This is a genomic window from Aeromonas sp. SE22 (assembly GCF_038739755.1).
Taxonomy (GTDB): Bacteria; Pseudomonadota; Gammaproteobacteria; order Enterobacterales; family Aeromonadaceae; genus Aeromonas; species Aeromonas jandaei.
Genome location: NZ_JBCGFD010000003.1, coordinates 42,519 through 59,095 on the forward strand (window position 1 = coordinate 42,519; position 16,577 = coordinate 59,095).

Consider the following 16,577-nt stretch of genomic DNA (forward strand, 5'->3'; position numbering starts at 1 on the left):
TGGCACATATCTTACTTATGGGCATGGACTCGAAGATTGCTTATGGCGGAGCCCATCCCGATAATGCGCAAGATTATCCAAGGTGTTTGCCCTGACCCGCGCGGATAGGTGAATGCCATGAAGCCGAAGCCTATGGGAGCAAAAGGATGAAGAATCACAAGTGGTTGCTGGGTCTGGCCGTGAGTCTGGCTATCTCCCCCTGTTATGCCGACTGGGCAAAGCTCAAGGCAGCGGCATCCGATCTCGGAAGTGCGTTGAGCGAAACCGGCAAGGAGGTGTGGCAGGATGTCAGCGACTTCTCCAAAAAGAGCTGGGCCTCTATTTCTACCTGGGGTGAGGAGGCGTTCAATACCGCCGGTGTCTGGACTGACAAGAGCATAGCGGCCGGTAAGGAGTGGTTGGTTGTCGCCGACAAAAAACTCACGGAAATGGTCAACCCCAAGACGGCACAAGAGGCAAGGATTGCGCTCAACACCATGTCTGATACTGCGCTGATACATCTCTTCAATGAACAACCCTCAGCCAAGTTGTTGTTTGACAAGGCTTATGGTTACGCCGTCTTCGACTCGCGCAAGTTCTCCCTGATGCTTCACACCAATCAGGGGGCTGGTGTGGCTGTTAATCGGAAAACCGGCAAACACACCTACATGAAGATGTTTGGTGCGGGTCTTGCGGCCGGGATCGGTGGCAAGTTTTATCAGCAGGTGATCCTGTTTGAAGACAAGGCCAGATTCGATGCCTTCGTGACCCAGGGTTGGGAGGCCACCTCCGAAGTGGGCGTGGTGGCCGGCAAGGAGAGCGCTGAACTGACCGCCAAATACAACGGCGGCATGGCCATCTATCAGATTGGCGAGAAGGGGCTGCTGCTCGATGCCAATATCTCCGGATCCAAATACTGGATCGATAAGGATCTGACCCAATAAGGTCGCCTCAGAAAGGGTTCACCCTCTCTTCGCTCTGGCGTTATCCCTTCATCGGGTTGCAGTGCTTTCCCCTCGCTGCAACCCTTGTCCAGACGTGTATCTGTTGTTTGGCATCATAATTGCTTGTTGGCTGTCAGCGTCAATGATTTGTCTGGGGATGGAAAAATGGAAATTAGTGCAAGCAGCCTGATGCAAGAGATGCAGGCACTCAAGGTTGAGGCCGGTGCAACCCCGCTGGCACAGCCGGGCCGTCAGGTCAGCTCCGACTTTGGCCTGCTGCTGCAACAGGCATTGGGCAACGTCAACGAATTGCAAGGCGCCGCCAACGATCTGCGCACCCGCTTCGATATGGGTGACAAGTCAGTGGATCTGGCCGAAGTGATGATTGCCGGGCAGAAATCCTCCATCGCATTCGAGGCCACGGTACAGGTACGCAACAAGATGGTCGATGCCTACAAGACCATCATGAACATGCCGGTATAAAGGATTTCAACGAACCATGACGACCGGGCATCATGAACATGTCAGCAATAAGGACATAAATCGTGGCTACTGACCAAAACGGCGATCTGCTGCTAAACGATGAGGGTACTGCCGCCCTCGATGAGAATGAGCAGAAGAGTTCGGCACTGGGCTTTCTGTCCAATACCGATGTTCTGCGCCAGATCACCCTGATCCTGGGACTTGCCATCTGTCTGGCCATTGCCGTGTTTATCCTGCTCTGGGGCAAGGAGCCGGACATGCGTCCCCTCGGCACCTACACCACCCAGGAGTTGGTCAAAACCCTCGACTTCCTCGATCAGCAGAAGATCCCCTACGAGGTGGATGGCAAGAGCGTGCTGGTCAGTGCCGAGAACTACCCCAATATCAAGCTGGCGCTGACCCGTGCCGGTCTGGCCAATGTGACCGACGCCAGCAGTGACGGCGAAGATATCCTGCTCAAGGACTCCAGCTTCGGTGTGAGCCAGCGGATGGAGGCGGAGCGCCTCAAGCTGAGCCGCGAGCGCCAGCTGGCCAGCGCTATCGAGCAGTTCCAGAATGTAGCCAAGGCCCAAGTGCTGCTGGCCATCCCGAAAGACAACGTCTTTGCCCGCAACGAACGTAAACCCAGTGCGACCGTGGTCGTCAATCTGAAAGGGGCTGCTCTTGGTCAGGGCGAGGTGGACTCCATCGTCGATATGGTTGCCTCGGCAGTCCACGGCCTCGAACCGACTCGTGTCACCGTTACCGACCAAAATGGCCGCCTGCTCAACTCCGGCTCGCAAGATCCTCTCGCTGCCCAGACGCGCAAAGAGTTCGCGATGCAGCAGAAGCAGGAGCTCGAATACAAACAAAAAATTGACGCCATTCTGATCCCGGTACTGGGGGCTGACAACTATACGGCGGAAGTGGATCTCTCCCTCGACTTCTCCCAGCAGGAGCAGACCCGTAAAACCTACAACCCGGATCTGCCGGCGGTGCGTTCCGAAATGACGCTGGAAGAGAACAGCTCCGGCAGCAGCAATGGCGGTGTGCCGGGGGCGCTCAGCAACCAGCCGCCAGCAGCATCCACTATTCCCGAGCAGGCGACTGCCGGCGAGAGTGGCTCCGCTGCCAATGGCCGTTCACGCAAAGAGGCCACCCGCAACTTCGAGCTGGATACCACCGTCAGCCATACCCGTCGCCAGATGGGGGGGATCCGCCGCATGACCGTCTCCGTGGCGGTCGATTACAAGTCGATGACTGCCGCTGATGGCAAGGTGACTCGCGAGGCACGCAGCCAGGCTGAGCTCGATACCCTGCGTCGTCTGTTGAGCGGTGGCCTGGGTTTTGATGTGACCCGTGGCGATACTCTGGAAGTGGTTGCCATCCCGTTCAACCGTCCCGAGCTTGAAGCCGTGGCGGCCACCCCTGTCTATGATGAGCCCTGGTTCTGGCGTGCGGTGCGCATCGCGGCCTCCGTGCTGGTTATTATCGTCTTGATCGTGACCGTGGTTCGCCCCATGCTCAAGCGGCTGCTCTATCCGGATGCCAAGCCGGAAGGCGAATTGGATTTCGACAACCACACTGTGCTGGGTGGTGACGACGAGTTGAGTCTGCTGGCGGCTCAGGCCGAAGCAGAGCCTGTGTTCGGATTGCGCGATGGTCAGCTCAAGCTGCCTGATCTGCACCGGGATGAGGATTTGCTCAAGGCCGTGCGTGCCCTGGTGGCGAACGAGCCGGATCTGGCCGCTCAGGTCATTAAAGAGTGGGTAACCAAAGATGCCTGAAGAGAATAAGAGCCAGGTAACTGGCAACGACATCACCGACAGTCAGCGCCAGCTTCTGGAGCAGATGTCCGGGATGGAGATGGCGGCAGTACTGATGCTGAGCCTAAATGAAGAAGATGCGGCCCAGATCTTCCGTCATCTCGAGCCCAAGCAGGTGCAGCGGCTCGGTATGTCGATGGCCTCGATGTCGGATTTCAGTCACGACCGGGTAGCGGCGGTACACCGTCAATTCATCGACGATATCCAGAAGTACACCAACATCGGTATCGGCAGCGAAGATTTCGTGCGCAAAGCGCTGGTGGCCGCTCTTGGCGAAGACAAGGCGAGCAACCTGGTGGATCAGATCATTCTGGGTTCCGGTGCCCGCGGCCTCGATTCGCTCAAATGGATGGATGCCCGTCAGGTGGCCAGCATCATCCAGAACGAACACCCGCAGATCCAGACCATCGTGCTCTCCTATCTGGAGCCGGAGCAGTCAGCCGAGATCCTGAGCCAGTTCCCCGAGCAGGTGCGCCTCGATCTGGTGATGCGTATCGCCAACCTGGAAGAGGTACAACCGGCGGCGCTGCAAGAGCTGAACGACATCATGGAGAAACAGTTCGCCGGTGCGGCGGGTGCCCAGGCAGCCAAGATGGGCGGCCTGAAGGCTGCGGCCAACATCATGAACTACCTCGACACCAACATCGAAGGCCAGCTGATGGACTCCATCCGCGAGTCGGACGAGGAGATGAGCCAGCAGATCCAGGATTTGATGTTCGTGTTCGAGAACCTTATCGATGTGGACGACCGCGGCATCCAGACCATGCTGCGGGAAGTGCCGGGCGATCTGCTGCAACGGGCCCTCAAGGGCTCGGACGATCAGATGCGCGAGAAGATCTTCAAGAACATGTCCAAGCGTGCCGCCGAGATGCTGGCAGACGATCTGGAGGCCATGGGGCCGATCCGGGTTTCCGAAGTGGAAGCCGCCCAGAAGGAGATCCTCTCCATTGCCCGTCGTCTGGCGGATGCCGGCGAGATCATGCTGGGTGCCGGTGGTGGCGAGGAGTTCCTCTAAGCCATGGGCCAGAAACTCTACGGTTGCGCCGGGACTGTATCCGGCGGTGGCGAGGAGCTGCGCTAATCCATGAACAACAAACTGCGTGGCTATGTGCGGCCTGACGGGGACGATGCCCGGATCGAAACCTGGGGTTGGCCCGAGATGGAGGTCGAGGCCGAGGTCGAGACCAACGCTCTCGGCCTGGCCCCCGACTGGTATCAGCAGGAAGAAGAGGTCGTCGAGCCGGAACCCGAACAGGAGCCAACCCCCTCCATCACCGCCGAGGAGCTGGAGGCGATCCGCCAGGCTGCTTGGGAAGAGGGGATGGCTGAAGGGCGTGAGGCCGGTTTTGCCAAGGGGCTGGAAGAGGGCAAGCTGGAAGGGTTGCAACAGGGCCATTCCGCCGGTCTCGAGCAGGGGCGCGAAGAGGGGCTGGCCATGGGGCGCGAGCTGGTGGAGCAGGAAATTGCTCACTGGCAAGCTCTGGTAGCTCGGTTGGCCAATCCTCTCAACGAGCTGGATCAGGCAGTGGAGCAGCAGCTGCTCTCGCTGGTGTTGCAACTGGCGCGTGCCCTCATCCGCCATGAGGCCGAAACCTCTCCCCGTATTTTGCTGGAGGCGCTCAAGCAGGGGATTGCCCTGCTGCCTGCCGCCGAACAGGGAGTGACGCTGATGCTGCATCCCGACGATATTGCCCGGGTCGAACAGGCGTTCGGTGCCGAGGAGTGTGTCAAGCGCCAGTGGCGGCTGCAGAGCGATCCCACCCTCTCTCCCGGCGATCTGCAACTGGCGACCGAGCTCTCCAGTATCGACCTGACCCTTTCCGGACGCATTGACCAGCTGCTACGCAACTTCTTGCGAGACAATGCGACACCCAATAACTCCTTGCCGGATCCGCACCCGTAATCAACGCTGGACACTGCTGTCCGGTTGACAGTTTTCTAGATCAGGAGGCCAGATGAGCGGCTCGCTACTGAACCGGTTGCAAGGGTACAAGGTGCGCGATAGCGCCCCCAAACCACCGGTTGCCGGCAAATTGACCCGGGTGGTGGGGCTGACCCTCGAAGCCATAGGTTGCCGCGCCGCTATCGGTGCGCTCTGCCGCATCGATACCCTTGATGGGACGCTGGAGGCTGAAGTGGTCGGCTTCTCTGGCGATCGCCTCTATCTGATGCCGAGCGAGCAGCTCAAGGGGGTCATTCCCGGTGCCCGGGTGGTGCCCATCACCGAAGAGCATGGTATTCCGGTCGGCATGAATCTTCTCGGCCGGGTGATCGACGGTATCGGTCAGCCGCTGGATGGTCTCGGTCCCATTCTCTCCTCCCAGACGGTGCAGTTTGCCCAGCACCGCATCAATCCGCTTGCGCGTCGCCCCATTCATCAGCCGATGGATGTCGGGGTTCGTGCCATTAATGCGGTGCTAACCGTCGGTCAGGGCCAACGGATGGGGCTGTTTGCCGGCTCCGGTGTCGGTAAATCCGTGCTGCTCGGCATGATGACCCGCGGCTCGGTAGCCGATGTGGTTGTGGTCGGGCTTATCGGCGAACGGGGCCGCGAGGTGAAGGAGTTCATCGAGGATATCCTGGGCGAGGAGGGACGTGCCCGCTCCGTGGTGGTGGCTGCTCCCGCCGATGCTTCGCCGCTGATGCGTCTCAAGGGGTGCGAAACCGCGCTGGCCATCGCCGAGTATTTCCGCGATCAGGGACTCAACGTGCTGCTCTTGATGGATTCTCTTACCCGTTATGCCCAGGCCCAGCGCGAGATTGCGCTGGCCGTGGGCGAGCCGCCGGCTACCAAGGGTTATCCGCCCTCGGTGTTTGCCAAATTGCCGGCGCTGGTTGAGCGGGCCGGTAACGGCAGCGATGGGCAGGGATCCATCACAGCTTTTTTCACCGTATTGACCGAGGGGGACGATCTGCAGGATCCCATCGCCGACGCTGCGCGGGCGATCCTCGATGGCCACATCGTGCTGTCACGCGAGCTGGCCGATGCGGGCCACTATCCCGCCATCGACATCGAGAAGTCCATCAGCCGGGTCATGCCCATGGTGACGTCGCCGGAACACATGGATCTGGCGCGTACCCTCAAGCAGTTCTACTCCCTCTATCAGCAGAACCGGGACCTCATCACCATAGGTGCCTACAGCCAGGGTTCTGATCCCCGCATCGACCGCGCCATCATCCAGAAACCCTATCTGGATCAGTTCTTGCAGCAGGGGATGCGCGAGGTTATCCCTTATGACGATGGCCTGCAGGCCTTGCAGATGGTGGCGATGCCACTGATGCGTTGATGAGTCGCTGGATGGTGGAGCAGATCCATGAGTAAAGGGTTGATATTGTTGTCGGAACGGCTGGTGGAGGCGGAGCAGCAGTGTGCGCTCGCGCTGGCGAAGGCCCAGCAGGATCTCAAGCTGTTTATGGAGCAGCAAAATGCCCTCAACCAGTATCGCCAGATCTATCACCAGCAGTGGACCGATCGCGGCTTGCAGGGGATCTCTCCGCAGCAGAACGCCCAGTATCACGCCTTTATCAACAAGCTCGAGCAGGCGGCAACCCAGCAGTACGAAGGGGTGTTGCAGGTGCGGCAGGCGCTGGAGCAGCGCCGCGAAGAGTGGCTGGCAGCCCAGCAGCGGCGCAAGGCGGTGGAGTTGCTGCTGGAAAAACAGGCAAGTCGCGAACAGCAGAAGGCTCAGCGCCAGGAGCAGAAGATGCTGGATGAGTACGCTATCTTGCGGCGCTTCCATCAATCTGGCCTGTAACTTGCTTTGAACTGAACATGGCCGGAGGTCATCCCGCAGGGAACCTCCATAATTCAGGGACTCCATCATGATGCAGACAGTGTTGACACAAGCGCCTTCGGCTCAGACGAACGGGTTGGACAAAGCCGCCCTGAACGGTACAACCGAAACTGCAAATATGGATAGCGCCGGAGCCCTCGACAGCAAGGGTGACTTCGCCTCTCTGATTGCAAAGGCGCAAAGCAAGGATAAGGGGCCCGCAGAGAAAGGGTCCGCAGAGAAGGGAGCAGCAGAGAGTGCCGTCAACAAATCCGGCAGCAGCGACCGATCAGCCAAATCTTTGGCGACCGAGAGCGATAGCAGCATCAAAGAAGATGCCGAGAAGAAGGGGGACGAGCTGCCTCCTAACGATTTTCTGCTGCGTCTGCAAGACTCCCTCAAACTCGACACCTCTTTGGTAACGCCTGCCGTCGTTGCCACACCTCCTGCTGACGGCAATCTGTTGCCGCAAGAGGGTGAGCCGCATGCGCTTGAGGCTGGTGATGACGTCAAACCGAGCGCGACTGACAAGTCGGCGCTGCCGTCCTCGGTAGCCGCTGGAACCATGCTGGAGAAGCTTGCTGCGGCGTCCGCACAAGCTGTGTCCACCGCTCAGAATAGTGAATCCTCTCAGGTTGTAGTTGAAGAAGAGGTAGTTGAGAATACCGGCGAAGGGCAGAGCGCCAGCACACTCAAGGGAGAAACTGAACTCAAGGGGCAGGGGGAACCAGTACCTGCCGCCAAGGGGGATAAACCTCTCTCCGGAGCCGAACGTGTTGCCCAGTTGGCCAAACTGATGCCAACTGGCGAGTCTGTCCCGGTTACCAAGCCGGAAACGGCTTCCGGTTCGCAAGTCGGGCCCGACAGTGAAATGGATAGTGCTGTGCCGCTTAACAAGGGACAAGCTGCACAGACGACCCCGGCTCAGGGGCAGAGCGAGGCGCTCAAGACCTTCCACGAAGGGCTCAAGCAAGCTGATGGTACGGCTCAGAATGGGTCACAAGGTGGCGCACAAGGGGATGGCAAGAGTGCCGGGCAGCAGACAACGGCAGATAGCAATCCGGCGCCGACAGCCCAGAGTGCTCGCGAAGGCGCAGCAACTGCTCCCGTCTCTGTCACTACCCAGAGCGCTCAGCCACCTGCTACTGCCAGCGCGGAACCCGTGATGGTTGCGCCACAGCAGGTGTTGGCACAGGTTGAATCGCAAGGGCCACAGGCCCCCTTGTCGACTATCTCCGCAGGCATTCAGCAGATGGAGGCGGCTGGAGCGACTCCGCTTCGCAAATCAGCCCAACTCGATGTAAAACCCAAAGTGGATAGTGCCAACCAAAGTGTGGTGGTGACCGAGGCGGCTAGCGAAAGCAGCCAGAGTCAGTCGGTGCAACATAGCCAGAACAGCCAGCCGCAGGTGCAGGTTGCCGAAAATCGTACCCCGTCAGCCGCCGAGGGCGCACAGCGCCGCGAGCCGCAGAATTTGCCTCACCTCAAGCTGGCTGGCCAGGAAGCCCCTGCCGAGTTGCACCAGAAGGTCAACCTGATGCTGGCGGACAAGCTGCAGCAGGCTGAGATCCAGCTCGACCCCATCGGCCTTGGCAAGATGAAAATCCAGATCCAGATCGATGCTTCCAGTCAGGCCAGCGTCCATTTCGTGGTACAACATGGGCAGACTCGTGAGATGCTGGAGCAGGCGATGCCGCGTCTGCGTGACATGCTGGCTGGGCAGGGGATCCAGCTTGGTCAAACCCAGGTGCAGCATCAGTCCCAACAGCAGCAACAGCAAGGTCAGGCAACCTCTGGCGGTCAGGGTCAGCAGGGGCAGAGTGGTGGTCAGTCAGGCTCCGGCAGAGGGCAGGAGACGGGAGATGTGACTACATCTACCCTCAATGTGCTGGTGGAATCGACAAACGGTTCCGGAATTGATTTCTATGCTTGATGCAATCCCGAGTAAGTTTATGATATCGAACAAGTTTGATATGAGGGTGGACAAGGGATGGCAGACGATAACGAATTAACCCTGAAAGACCCGGCCGCGGGCAAGAAAAAGAAGCTGATCATCATCATCGCCCTTGCCGTTATCCTGCTGGGTGGTGGCGGTGCTGGCGCCTTTCTGATGCTCTCCGGCTCGGAGAAACCGGCTGCCGAAGCTGCCGAAGGGAAAGAGGCCAAACCCAAGGAGGAGGCGCCCCAGCCTTCACTTTATGTATCGATGCCGCGTCCCTTTGTCTTCAACGTAGCTGGCGTGCAGCGAGATCGTCTGGTGCAGATCAAGATCCAGCTGCAGGTGCGCGGTGCCGCCGATGAGACGCTGGCCAAGCAGAATATCCCCCTGATTGAAGGCACCTTGCTGCGGGTGTTCAGCGCAGCAACGGCCGAACAGCTGATGACCTTCGAAGGCAAGGAGAAGCTGCGCAAGGATTCACTGGAAGAGTGTCGTCGGGTGCTCAAGGATCTGGTCTCTTCCCCCGTTATCGAACAAGTGCTGTTTACCGGCTTTGTAATGCAGTAGGTGAAGCGTGAGCGATCTGTTAAGTCAGGACGAAATTGATGCCCTCTTGCACGGTGTCGATGATGTCGAAGAGGAGGAGATAGGCTCGGCGGGGGATCCCGGCGTAGCCCAGTTTGACTTCTCCTCCCAGGACCGCATCGTCCGTGGCCGCATGCCGACGCTGGAGCTGGTGAACGAGCGTTTTGCCCGCCACATGCGGATCAGCCTGTTCAACATGATGCGCCGTACTGCCGAGGTATCCATCAACGGCGTACAGATGCTCAAGTTTGGCGAGTATGTTCATACCCTGTTTGTGCCAACCAGTCTCAACATGGTGCGTTTCCGCCCTTTGAAAGGGACTGCGCTAATTACCATGGAGGCTCGGCTGGTCTTCATCCTGGTGGAGAACTTTTTTGGTGGCGACGGGCGCTACCACGCCAAAATTGAAGGGCGCGAATTTACCCCCACCGAGCGACGCATCATCCAGATGCTGCTCAAGCTGGTGTTTGAAGATTACAAGGATGCCTGGGCTCCGGTGATGGATGTGGGCTTCGAGTATCTCGACTCCGAAGTGAACCCCGCGATGGCCAACATTGTCAGCCCGACTGAGGTGATCGTGGTCAGCTCGTTCCACATTGAACTGGATGGTGGTGGTGGTGACTTCCATGTGGCCATGCCTTACTCCATGCTGGAGCCCATCCGCGAACTGCTGGATGCCGGTGTACAGAGTGACAAGGGTGATACCGATGTGCGCTGGAGCAAGGCATTGCGTGACGAAATCATGGACGTCAAGGTCGAGCTGCGGGCCAAACTGCTGGAGACCGAGCTCACCCTGCGCGAGCTGATGGAGCTGCAACCCGGCGACATCATCCCGGTAGATATGCCGGAGAACCTGCTGGTGTTCGTGGAGGACTTGCCCACTTTCCATGCCAAGATGGGGCGGACCAAGGACAATGTGGCGCTCAAAATCACCGACAAACTCAAGCGCCCGGAAGGGGTCAAGACCGAGATGCATCTGGTGACCCGGGGCGGTGTACGTATCGATGGCGAGGCCGAGCTGGAAGAGCTGGAGCGCAGCATCGAGGATCAACAGAGATAATCGACGGTTTATTGCGATAAACGGTCATGAAGTAGCGATAAGGAAGCAAGATGAGCGGAACTGAGGAAGAGGATCTGATGGCGGACGCATGGGCTGCCGCCCTGGAAGAGCAGGTGACGGCGGAAGCCAAGCCAGCCCCGCTGGAAGAGTTGAAAGATGACGCTCCCATCAGTGCCGAGGAGCGCCGCAAGCTCGATACCATTCTGGATATTCCTGTCACCATCGCCATGGAAGTGGGCCGCAGCCAGATCAGCATCCGCAATCTGCTGCAACTGAACCAGGGTTCCGTCGTGGAGCTGGATCGGGTGGCCGGTGAGCCGCTGGATGTGCTGGTCAACGGCACCCTGATCGCCCACGGCGAGGTTGTAGTGGTCAACGACAAGTTCGGTATCCGTCTGACCGATGTCATCAGCCAAATTGAGCGGATCAAGAAACTCAAATGATGCGAATGCTGCAGTTACTACTGCTGCCCTTGCCAGCACTGGCTGATGTCGGGGCGGCAGTCAATGCCCCCAGCCTGAGCTCTTGGTTGCTCTCCAGCCTGATGGTGATCGGTCTTATTCTGGTTCTGGGCTTTCTGCTCAAGAAGAGCAAGATTACCACCGCCATGGGAGGCGGCCAGATGAGGGTGATAGCCAGCCTGCCGGTGGGCTACAAAGAGAAGTTGCTGGTGGTCAAGGTGGGTGAACAGCAGTTGCTGGTCGGGGTGACGCCACAGCAGGTCAACTTCCTCTATCGCCTGGAAGAACCGCTCGATGAAAATCAGCCTCAGGTTTTTTCCCAGCAGCTTGGCAAATTGATGGGTAAGCATGAAAAAAGCTAACTGGATCTGGCTGTCGATCAGCCTGCTGACCCCGCTGCTCTTCTCCTCACTGGCCGTGGCACAGGATGCCATGTCGGCTGTGACCGTCAAAACCATGGCTGATGGTAGTCAGGAGTACAGCCTGACCCTGCAGGTTCTGGCGTTGATGACGGCGCTCTCGTTTTTGCCATCCATGGTGATCATGATGACGTCGTTTACCCGCATCATCATAGTGCTGGGAATTTTGCGACAGGCGATCGGATTGCAGCAGAGCCCCTCCAACCAGGTGCTAATCGGTATTGCCCTCTTCATGTCGTTTTTCATCATGTCGCCGGTACTCGATCGTATCAACAATGAAGCGTTGCAGCCCTATCTGGCAGAGACTATTCAGGCCAAAGAGGCGCTGGAGCGGGCCGAATTACCTATCCATCAGTTCATGCTGGCGCAAACTCGCATCAAGGATCTCAATACCTTTATGGAGATCGCCAACGTACAGGTGGAGAAACCTGCCGATGTGCCGCTGCGGGTGTTGATCCCGGCTTTTGTAACCAGTGAGTTGAAAACTGCTTTCCAGATTGGTTTCATGCTGTTTCTGCCGTTTCTGGTTATCGACCTGGTGGTAGCCAGTATCTTGATGGCGATGGGTATGATGATGCTCTCGCCAATGATTGTTTCATTGCCATTCAAGCTGATGCTGTTTGTCATGGTGGATGGCTGGAACCTGATCCTAGGTTCTCTGGCCAACAGTTTCGGACTGGGTACCGGTTAAGCCGGGCTGAAGGAGCAGGCAGTATGAGCCCTGAAACCTTTGTCGACGTATTTCGCGAGGCGCTCTGGCTGGTCACGATCATGGTCTGTGCCGTGATACTGCCTAGCCTATTCGTTGGTTTGCTGGTAGCTATTTTTCAGGCGGCCACTTCCATTAACGAACAGACCTTGAGTTTTCTGCCTCGTCTGATTGTGACGCTTTTTGCTTTGGGGGTTGGTGCTCACTGGGGCTTGCAGAGTCTGATGGACTTCTTTCAGCTAATGGTGAGCCAGATCCCCGAGGTGGTGGGATGACCTACACGACCGCTCTTATCATGGAGTGGTTGTCTTCCATCCTCTGGCCACTGGCTCGGGTGAGCAGCCTGTTAATGGTGATGGCGGTGTTTGGTAGCCGCCTCACCCCAGCCCGGATCCGGATTGGCCTGGCCCTTGCCATTACCTTTCTGATAGCGCCTCTTCTCCCCAAGATGCCTCCCATCGAGCTCTTCTCCGTCAGCAGTTTTCTGGTATTGGCCCAGCAGTTGCTTATAGGCATTGCGCTGGGACTGATGACCCAGTTTCTGATGGAGAGCTTCGTAATGGCGGGTCAGGTAATCGCCATGCAGACCAGTCTGGGTTTTGCCACCCTGGTTGACCCCATGAATGGTCAGGCTACACCTGTGGTCGGCCAGTTTTATCTGATGCTGGCGACGCTGGTTTTTCTGGCGCTCGATGGTCATCTGGTGATGCTGCGACTGGTCATCCTCAGCTTTGAGACGCTCCCCGTCTCCGATAGAGGTCTTTCAGTTTCCTCCATGCAAACCTTGAGCGCATTCTTGGGGGTTATGTATCAGGCTGCGCTGGTTATGTCGCTCTCTGCCATAGTGGCGCTTCTGTTGATCAACTTCGCTTTTGGCGTGATGACCCGGGCTGCTCCTCAGCTCAATATTTTCAGTATCGGTTTTGCCGTCAGCATGATGTCGGGTCTGCTCATCCTCTGGCTCACTATAGGTGGTTTTCTCGGCCATTTTGATAGTCTGTGGGAGCGGGTGCAGGAGGTCAGCTGCGAGCTGATTGACACCCAGTGTCTGGGGGGCTCCCATGGCTGATACCGATCAGGAACGTACCGAACAACCCACGGGCAAACGACTGCAACAAGCCCGTGAAAAAGGGCAGATTGCGCGTTCAAAGGAGCTGGGTACCGCCAGTGTCTTGCTTTCAGCCGTGTTCGGGCTGCTGATGCTCAAAGGGGCGCTCGCCAGCGCCATGATCAAAGTGTTGACGACCGGTTTTACTCTGGACAGGGAGCAGGCCTTCGACCCTGACGCTATGATCGCCATGGTTCCAGCGCTGCTTGGGGAATTGATCCTTCCGCTGGGTCTGCTTTTTGCGCTGGTTACCATTGCCGCTTTTATCGGTAATACCCTGATGGGGGGGATGAACTTCTCCACCGAAGCCATGATGCCCAAGTTCAGCAAGCTGAGCCCGCTCAACGGGTTGAAGCGGATGTTCGGGGTGCAATCGTTGGTCGAGCTGGTCAAGTCGATTGCCAAGGTTGTGTTTATTTCCCTGTTTGCATGGTGGATGCTTTCCAGCCAGTTTAACCATCTGCTCAATCTCTCGATGGAGGGATACCCCGGTGGCATCATTGATGCGCTAGAACTCTTTCTCTGGATGCTGATCATCCTCTGTTGCGCCCTTATCCCTATTGTGGCCATAGACGTGCCGTTCCAGCAGTGGAATCACATGCGTCAGCTCAAGATGACCAAACAGGAGATAAAAGACGAATTCAGGGATAGTGAAGGTAAGCCAGAGGTCAAAGGGCGGATCCGTCGTCTGCAAATGGAGATGGCTGCGCGCCGGATGATGGGGGAAGTGCCCAAGGCGGATGTGGTTATCACCAACCCGACCCACTACTCTGTTGCCCTCAAATATGAGGCGGGCAAGCCTGGTGCCGCACCCAAGGTTATCGCCAAGGGGACTGACGAGGTGGCGATGAAGATCAGGGAGATCGCCCGTGAATACAATATTCCCATCATGCCTTCTCCCGAGTTGACCCGCGCCATCTATCACTCCACCGAGCTGGGTAGAGAAATACCGGAAGGGCTGTTTGCTGCCGTGGCCCAGGTGCTGGCCTATGTGTTCCAGCTCAAGAAGTTCCGCCGTGGACACGGCCGTCGCCCGCAGCCGCTGGCTAAAGATCTTCCTATTCCGCCTGAATATCGCAAATGACAAAGTTCTGACACAGTCAAAATAAAATCATTTAAAATCAATGCATTGAATTCTTGGCTTGATGTTTGCTTTAATCTGGAACCAGCGAGTAAAGATCGAGAAAAGCGATGGAATTCAAGGCATCATTGGGCCGCTTAAAAGAGTACAGATGGCTTCTTGGCAAAGGGGTCGGTACCCCGCTGCTGGTACTGGCGTCCATGGGAATGGTGGTTCTGCCCATTCCGCCTCTGATGCTGGATATCCTCTTCTCCTTCAACATCGCGCTCTCCATCGTGGTACTGCTGGTTGCCGTCTACACCCGCCGCCCTCTGGAATTTGCCGCTTTTCCTACCGTACTGCTTATCGCGACTCTGCTTCGTCTGGCGCTTAACGTTGCTTCTACCCGGGTTGTTTTGTTGGAAGGCCACAACGGCAGTGCGGCTGCGGGGCACGTGATCGAAGCCTTTGGTAACGTGGTGATCGGCGGTAACTACGCGGTCGGCATCATCGTCTTCATGATCTTGATGATCATCAACTTTGTGGTGGTCACCAAGGGTGCAGGGCGCATCTCCGAGGTGAGCGCCCGCTTCACTCTGGATGCGATGCCTGGCAAGCAGATGGCCATCGATGCCGATTTGAACGCCGGCCTTATCAATCAGGAAGAGGCCAAAAAGCGCCGCCAGGATGTGACTCAGGAGGCCGATTTCTACGGTTCTATGGACGGTGCGTCCAAATTTGTTAAAGGGGATGCGATTGCGGGCATCATGATCCTCTTTATCAACATACTGGGGGGCTTCATCATCGGCATGGCCCAACACCAGCTCACCTTCAGCGAATCGGCCCAGATCTACACCTTGCTGGCTATCGGTGATGGCCTGGTTGCCCAGATCCCCTCCCTGCTGCTCTCTATCGCAGCCGCCATCATAGTCACCCGGCAAAATACCGATCAGGATATGGGGACTGCGGTATTGGGACAGTTGTTCGATAATCCCAAGGCGCTAGTCATTTCTGCCGGTATCTTGCTGATGATGGGCAGTGTGCCCGGTATGCCGCATGTAGCATTTCTGAGTCTGGGTGGCGTAGCTGCGGTCGGAGCCTGGTGGCTGCTGCGCCGCGAGAAACTGCTTGCAGCCAAGGCAGCCAAAGGGGAGTTGATGCCGGCAAGTGCCGACCAACCTGCTCACGAGCAGAAAGAGCTGAGCTGGGACGACGTGATGCCAGTCGATATCATTGGTCTGGAAGTGGGCTATCAGCTCATTCCGCTGGTGGATCGCAGTCAGGGAGGTGAGTTGCTCAACCGGATTAAAGGGGTTCGAAAGAAACTGTCCCAAGAGCTGGGTTTTCTTATCCCTGCCGTGCACATTCGTGACAACCTGGAGCTGGCTCCCAACCAATATCGCATCACCTTGATGGGGGTCAGTACCGGCGAGGCCAATGTTTACCATGATAAGGAGATGGCCATTAATCCGGGTCAGGTCTTTGGTCAGGTGCAGGGGATTGCTGCACGGGACCCAGCCTTTGGGCTGGAAGCCGTCTGGGTTGCCAAGGAGCAGGTCTCTCATGCTCAAACACTGGGCTATACGGTGGTTGATACGGCGACTGTGGTTGCCACCCACCTTAGCCAGATCCTGACCAACCATGCCTCACTGCTGCTCGGTCACGATGAAGTGCAACAGCTGCTCGATATGATCGGCAAGCACCAGAGCAAACTGGTTGAAGGGCTGGTGCCCGAAGTCATCAGCATGGGTAACCTTGTGAAGGTATTGCAGAATTTGCTCAATGAAGGCGTGCCAATTCGCGATATGCGCACTATTCTGCAGACCCTGGTCGAGTACGCACCCCGTAGCCCGGATCCGGAAGTGCTGACAGCCGCCTGCCGGATTGCCCTGCGCCGTCTGATCGTGCAGGAGATTGCCGGCCCGGATCCCGAGCTACCGGTGATTACCTTGGCACCAGAACTGGAACGTATATTGCATCAATCCTTGCAGGCGGGTGGCGGTGATGGTGCCGGTATTGAGCCGGGTTTGGCGGAGCGGATGCAGCGCTCACTGGTGGAAGCCACACAGCGGCAAGAGTTGGAAGGTCAACCTGCCGTGCTGCTGACATCGGGGATCTTGCGCAATACCCTGGCCAAATTTGTGAAGAATGCCATTCCAGGATTGCGCGTTCTGTCGTATCAGGAAGTGCCTGATGACAAGCAGATTCGTATCGTCAGTGCAGTCGGACAGAACTAGTTAGCGGAGATGACG

The 16,577-nt window shown here is 57.5% G+C and carries 17 protein-coding genes; all 17 read left to right on the forward strand.

All coding sequences use genetic code 11. The annotated features are described in order from the left end of the window. Positions 1-146 precede the first annotated feature (146 nt). The 17 genes from befA (at position 147) to flhA (ending at position 16,562) form a co-directional block, all read left to right on the forward strand. The gene (gene befA / locus AAHA39_RS07170) at positions 147-923 is read left to right on the forward strand and encodes a beta cell expansion factor BefA (protein ID WP_320656770.1); all 777 of its coding nucleotides are present in this window, start codon (positions 147-149) and stop codon (positions 921-923) included. Positions 924-1,088: 165 nt separating this feature from the next. Continuing rightward, entirely contained in the window at positions 1,089-1,406 is a 318-nt protein-coding gene (fliE, locus tag AAHA39_RS07175) for a flagellar hook-basal body complex protein FliE (RefSeq protein WP_041208924.1), read from the forward strand. 62 nt (positions 1,407-1,468) lie between these two features. After that, positions 1,469-3,172: a flagellar basal-body MS-ring/collar protein FliF gene (gene fliF, locus AAHA39_RS07180; RefSeq protein ID WP_033114466.1), complete on the forward strand. Its 1,704-nt coding sequence runs from the start codon at positions 1,469-1,471 to the stop codon at positions 3,170-3,172. Further along, the gene (gene fliG, locus AAHA39_RS07185) at positions 3,165-4,226 is read left to right on the forward strand and encodes a flagellar motor switch protein FliG (RefSeq protein WP_033114465.1); all 1,062 of its coding nucleotides are present in this window, start codon (positions 3,165-3,167) and stop codon (positions 4,224-4,226) included. Before fliF ends, fliG begins: the two co-directional genes overlap by 8 nt. A gap of 69 nt (positions 4,227-4,295) precedes the next feature. Next, positions 4,296-5,114: a flagellar assembly protein FliH gene (gene fliH / locus AAHA39_RS07190; protein WP_320656771.1), complete on the forward strand. Its 819-nt coding sequence runs from the start codon at positions 4,296-4,298 to the stop codon at positions 5,112-5,114. Between the two features lie 52 nt (positions 5,115-5,166). After that, entirely contained in the window at positions 5,167-6,498 is a 1,332-nt protein-coding gene (gene fliI, locus AAHA39_RS07195; RefSeq protein WP_042031567.1) for a flagellar protein export ATPase FliI, read from the forward strand. A 27-nt stretch (positions 6,499-6,525) separates the two neighbouring features. Continuing rightward, positions 6,526-6,966: a flagellar export protein FliJ gene (gene fliJ / locus AAHA39_RS07200; protein ID WP_033114462.1), complete on the forward strand. Its 441-nt coding sequence runs from the start codon at positions 6,526-6,528 to the stop codon at positions 6,964-6,966. Positions 6,967-7,033: 67 nt separating this feature from the next. Then, positions 7,034-8,917 (forward strand): flagellar hook-length control protein FliK, encoded by a 1,884-nt coding sequence (locus AAHA39_RS07205; RefSeq protein WP_407707138.1) that lies wholly within the window; start codon positions 7,034-7,036, stop codon positions 8,915-8,917. A 57-nt stretch (positions 8,918-8,974) separates the two neighbouring features. Beyond that, a complete protein-coding gene (gene fliL, locus AAHA39_RS07210) occupies positions 8,975-9,490 on the forward strand; it encodes a flagellar basal body-associated protein FliL (RefSeq protein ID WP_182925953.1) in 516 nt (171 codons plus the stop codon). Between the two features lie 7 nt (positions 9,491-9,497). Then, complete coding sequence (fliM, locus tag AAHA39_RS07215) at positions 9,498-10,568, forward strand: flagellar motor switch protein FliM (RefSeq protein WP_320656773.1); 1,071 nt, start codon at positions 9,498-9,500, stop codon at positions 10,566-10,568. 50 nt (positions 10,569-10,618) lie between these two features. After that, positions 10,619-11,011, forward strand: coding sequence for a flagellar motor switch protein FliN (fliN, locus tag AAHA39_RS07220; protein ID WP_005298791.1), 393 nt, complete (start codon positions 10,619-10,621; stop codon positions 11,009-11,011). Next, positions 11,008-11,391: a flagellar biosynthetic protein FliO gene (gene fliO, locus AAHA39_RS07225; protein WP_320656774.1), complete on the forward strand. Its 384-nt coding sequence runs from the start codon at positions 11,008-11,010 to the stop codon at positions 11,389-11,391. The genes fliN and fliO overlap by 4 nt, the downstream gene beginning before the upstream one ends. Beyond that, positions 11,378-12,139 (forward strand): flagellar type III secretion system pore protein FliP, encoded by a 762-nt coding sequence (gene fliP, locus AAHA39_RS07230; RefSeq protein ID WP_041208916.1) that lies wholly within the window; start codon positions 11,378-11,380, stop codon positions 12,137-12,139. The genes fliO and fliP overlap by 14 nt, the downstream gene beginning before the upstream one ends. Positions 12,140-12,162: 23 nt before the next feature. Next, a complete protein-coding gene (gene fliQ, locus AAHA39_RS07235; RefSeq protein WP_203130256.1) occupies positions 12,163-12,432 on the forward strand; it encodes a flagellar biosynthesis protein FliQ in 270 nt (89 codons plus the stop codon). Beyond that, positions 12,429-13,226 (forward strand): flagellar biosynthetic protein FliR, encoded by a 798-nt coding sequence (fliR, locus tag AAHA39_RS07240; protein WP_320656775.1) that lies wholly within the window; start codon positions 12,429-12,431, stop codon positions 13,224-13,226. Before fliQ ends, fliR begins: the two co-directional genes overlap by 4 nt. Further along, positions 13,219-14,349, forward strand: a complete 1,131-nt coding sequence (flhB, locus tag AAHA39_RS07245) for a flagellar biosynthesis protein FlhB (protein ID WP_320656776.1) — start codon at positions 13,219-13,221, stop codon at positions 14,347-14,349. The genes fliR and flhB overlap by 8 nt, the downstream gene beginning before the upstream one ends. A gap of 107 nt (positions 14,350-14,456) precedes the next feature. Continuing rightward, complete coding sequence (flhA, locus tag AAHA39_RS07250) at positions 14,457-16,562, forward strand: flagellar biosynthesis protein FlhA (protein WP_203975413.1); 2,106 nt, start codon at positions 14,457-14,459, stop codon at positions 16,560-16,562. Positions 16,563-16,577: the final 15 nt, after the last annotated feature.